This is a genomic window from Streptomyces niphimycinicus (genome assembly GCF_018883605.1).
Classification (GTDB): Bacteria; Actinomycetota; Actinomycetes; order Streptomycetales; family Streptomycetaceae; genus Streptomyces; species Streptomyces niphimycinicus.
Genome location: NZ_JAHLEM010001087.1, coordinates 1 through 3,521, shown reverse-complemented (window position 1 = coordinate 3,521; position 3,521 = coordinate 1). Strand labels below are relative to the sequence as shown.

3 protein-coding genes and 1 pseudogene are annotated in these 3,521 nt (G+C 72.4%); 2 read left to right on the top strand and 2 right to left on the bottom strand.

The genetic code is table 11. The features are described from left to right. Nucleotides 1–145 precede the first annotated feature (145 nt). Nucleotides 146–433 carry a PNPOx family protein gene (locus tag KN815_RS47750; RefSeq protein WP_216348017.1) on the top strand — a complete coding sequence of 96 codons (288 nt, stop codon included), beginning with the start codon at nt 146–148 and terminating at the stop codon, nt 431–433. A gap of 177 nt (nt 434–610) precedes the next feature. Beyond that, nucleotides 611–1,411: an SDR family NAD(P)-dependent oxidoreductase gene (locus KN815_RS47745; protein ID WP_216348016.1), complete on the top strand. Its 801-nt coding sequence runs from the start codon at nt 611–613 to the stop codon at nt 1,409–1,411. A 51-nt stretch (nt 1,412–1,462) separates the two neighbouring features. Here KN815_RS47745 and KN815_RS47740 read toward each other — a convergent pair whose 3' ends face one another. Continuing rightward, nucleotides 1,463–2,089, bottom strand: coding sequence for a TetR/AcrR family transcriptional regulator (locus tag KN815_RS47740; RefSeq protein ID WP_216348015.1), 627 nt, complete (start codon nt 2,087–2,089; stop codon nt 1,463–1,465). A gap of 158 nt (nt 2,090–2,247) precedes the next feature. Then, nucleotides 2,248–3,434, bottom strand: a pseudogene (locus KN815_RS51345) (ISL3 family transposase). Nucleotides 3,435–3,521 lie beyond the last annotated feature (87 nt).

The window sequence follows — 3,521 nt, the reverse complement described above, 5'->3', positions numbered from 1 at the left end:
GTCGCAACGGTGGAGCGGCTGGAGGACGGCACCCGCAGGGTGCATCTGGCCACCGCGGACCACGGCGCGCGGGCCTGTCCCGTGTGCGGGGTGTTCGCCACGAGGGTCAAGGGCCCGGCGGTCACCCGGCCGCGTGATCTGCCGGGTGGCGGTGGCCGCTTCCGCCGCAGTCAGGCCCCGGCCGAGATGGCCGCCGAAGCGGCTGCGGGCGGATCCGCGGGTCAAGGTCGTGGTCTGCGACGTGCGCGGCCGGATCAAGGCCGGCGCTGCCGAGGCGGTGGGCAGCGGCCGGCTGCTCGACGCCGACGGCGCGGAGAAGGTCCGCCGACTGCTCGGCCGCAAGTACCTGCTCGCCCGCCTGGGTGACCTGTACGCCAACGTGACCGGGCGGCGGCGCCGCCACCCGATCGTCGCCCTGGAGGTCACCTTCTGAGTCGACGCCCCAGGGCGTGGCAAGGCACCCGTCCGCGACGGATCATAGCAGGTGGGAGGCCTGTTCGGGCCGGCCGATCCCAATAGGTCTACGAGTGTAGACTTGGAGATGTGGCCGGCCGCCGCTCGCACGAACAGGGCGCGAGGGCAGCCCGGCCGACGGAAAGGACTCAGCACCATGAACCTCGATCTCACCGGCAAGCGCGCACTCGTCACCGGCTCCAGCGCAGGGCTCGGCGAGGCGACCGCCAGGATGCTGGCAGCCGAGGGCGCCGCCGTGGTGATCCACGGACGCGACAAGGACCGCGTGGAGGCCGTCGCGGCGGCGATCCGCGCAGCCGGCGGGACGGCCGACACCGCGCTGGGCGACCTGGCCACCGACGAAGGCGCCGCCGACGCCGCCCGGGCCGCCACCGCCGGCGGACCCGTCGACATCCTCGTCAACAACGCCGGTTTCTACCGGCACCTGTCGTGGGCGGACGCCACTCCCCAGGAGTGGAACGACACCTACAACGTCAACGTCGTCTCGGGGGTGCGGATGATCCAGCACCTGGTCCCGGCCATGCGCGAACGCGGCTGGGGCCGCGTGATCACCATCGGCGGCGGACTCGCCTCCCAGCCGATGAACACCCACCCCCAGTACAACGCGACCCTCGCCGCCCGGCACAACCTGGCGGTCTCCCTGGCCCGCGACCTCAAGGGCACCGGCGTCACCTCCAACGTGGTCTCCCCCGGCGCGATCCTCGTCGACAGCGTCAAGACCCTCGTCACCCAGATCGGACCCGACCGCGGCTGGGGGCAGACCTGGGACGACATCCACCCCAACGCCGTCGAGGCGCTCATCCCCAACGACCAGAACCGCTTCGGCGAACCCGACGAGATCGCCGCGGCCGTCGCCTACCTGTGCGGGCCGCACGCACAGTACGTCAGCGGAGCGACGATCCGGGTGGACGGCGGCCTGATCCGCTCGGTCTTCTGAGCCGGCGACATCCCGGCGGACCCGGCACGGCGGCGACGGCGCATCCGCCCGCTACGCCTCGCCGCCTCCGTCCTCGGCGCTCCGGGGCTCGGCGCCACGAGCCTCCGCCCTGTCCGTGACCGGCTGGAGCATCGCGGCCAGCAACTCCGCCAGCCGGTCGTCGTCGGCGTCCGCCAGCGCGCCGACGCCGACGACCGTGCGCAGCAGCCACGTCCCCGCGGCCAGTGCCAGGCCCAACTGGGCGCGCAACTCGGCCTCCGGGCCGCCGATCAGTCCCGCCAGCCGGGCGCCGACGTGCGTCTCGATCCCCTGCCGGAGGATGGCGGCGGCCTCCGGGTCCGACGCGGAGCGGAGCATCAGCAGGAACGGGTCGAGGCGCTCGGCACCCGCACTCGTGCGCTCGGCGAGCGACCGGGCCATCGCCCCCGTCAGGCCACGGGATTCGGTACCCACCACCGTCGGCGGCCCGAAGAGGCGATCCACCGCCTCGGTGAACAGGCCCTGCTTCGATCCGAAGTAGCGGTTGATCATCATCGCCGTGACGCCCGCGCGCTCGGCGATCTGCCGCACCCCGGCCCGGTCGTACCCGTGCTCGGCGAACTCCACCACCGCGGCCGCCAGGATCGCTTCGCGTGTCGCCGCCGCATCCCGCCGGCGAGGCGCCTGTCCACCAGTCATGGAACGAGCATACGACCCGCCATCTACGACCGTAGACAACCGGCCGACCCAGCGGGCGGCCCAGCCGGCGGCCGCACCCACGGCGAAGGGGCCGGTACGCGCGCGCGTACCGGCCCCTTGCGATGTCCCGTCGTGCCCGCGTTACTGGGTCTTCGATTTTAGGCGGTGCGGAGGTGTCCGCGGGCTCGACGGGTGGTGACGCAGCGTGTGCGTAGGCGTTGGTTGGTGGGGTTGCGGAAGCCGTGGGCTGCGCGGGCGACGAGCTTGATCACGCGGTTGATGCCTTCGCTTTTGGCGTTGCTGTGGCCGGTGTGGATGAACGCTTCGATCTCGGCCCACCAGCGGTCGATGGTGGTGGCGAGCTGGCGGACCTCGGGGATGTCGGAGTCGGCGCACCAGGTCAGGAACTTCCAGCGCAGGTGTCCGATGTGGCTCCGGTCGGCGCTGGTCCGGGCTGTGGCGAGCAGGTCCCGCAGCCGCTCTTTGGCGATCCAGGCGGTCAGCAGCGTCATACCGAGGGTGCCCGCGTTGATCAGTGCGTTCCACATCGTGCTGAACTGGGCGTCTGTGAGGTCTTCGCGGTTGCGCAGGAGCCGGCGGCGGGCCTTCCACTCGGGATCGGTGGCCCGGCCGCGCCTGCCGCGCAGGCTGGCGGTGGTGCGGCGGCGCACGATGTTGAGCATCTGTTGGCGAGCTGGACGACGTGGAAGTGGTCGACCACGACGGTGGCGTGCGGCAGGCCGGTGCGGATGGCGGCGCGGTAGCCGGCGGACATGTCGATGGCGACGTAGTGGATCTGCTTGCGCCACTGCAGATCGGTGCCGGCCAGCCAGGCCAGGACGTCGCTGGTCGCGCGGCCTTCGATCTGGCCGAGCAGGCCCTGCACACCGAATGCGTCCACGAAGCCGGTGTGCCAGCGGTCGACCACCGGCTCCCACCGACCGGTGTCCGGGTTCTGCCGCCACTGCGCGCGGCCGCGGCGGGTCTCGTCGATCCCCAGCACCGTGACCGGCTCCAGCGCGACGGCGGTCACTTGCTGCCCGGCGGTGCGGAAGGCATCCATCACCGTGGGCCAGGACAAGCGCAGGTCGCGGGCTGCCTGCACGACGGTGGACCCGGCATCGCGCACCCGCCGCCCGGCCGCCTCCCGAAGTCGGGTGGTGATCCGTGCCCCGGTCGGGACCTGGCTCACCTGCTCGGTGAACGACTTCCTCGGGCACAACGGCTCAGTGCAGTACCAGCGTCGCTTGTGCCACACCAACTGCAGGACCCGCTCACCCCAGGGCAGATCACGCGGCCGGGTGACCGCCGGGCCCTTGACCCTCGTGGCGAACACCCCGCACACGGGACAGGCCCGCGCGCCGTGGTCCGCGGTGGCCAGATGCACCCTGCGGGTGCCGTCCTCCAGCCGCTCCACCGTTGCGACGGCCAG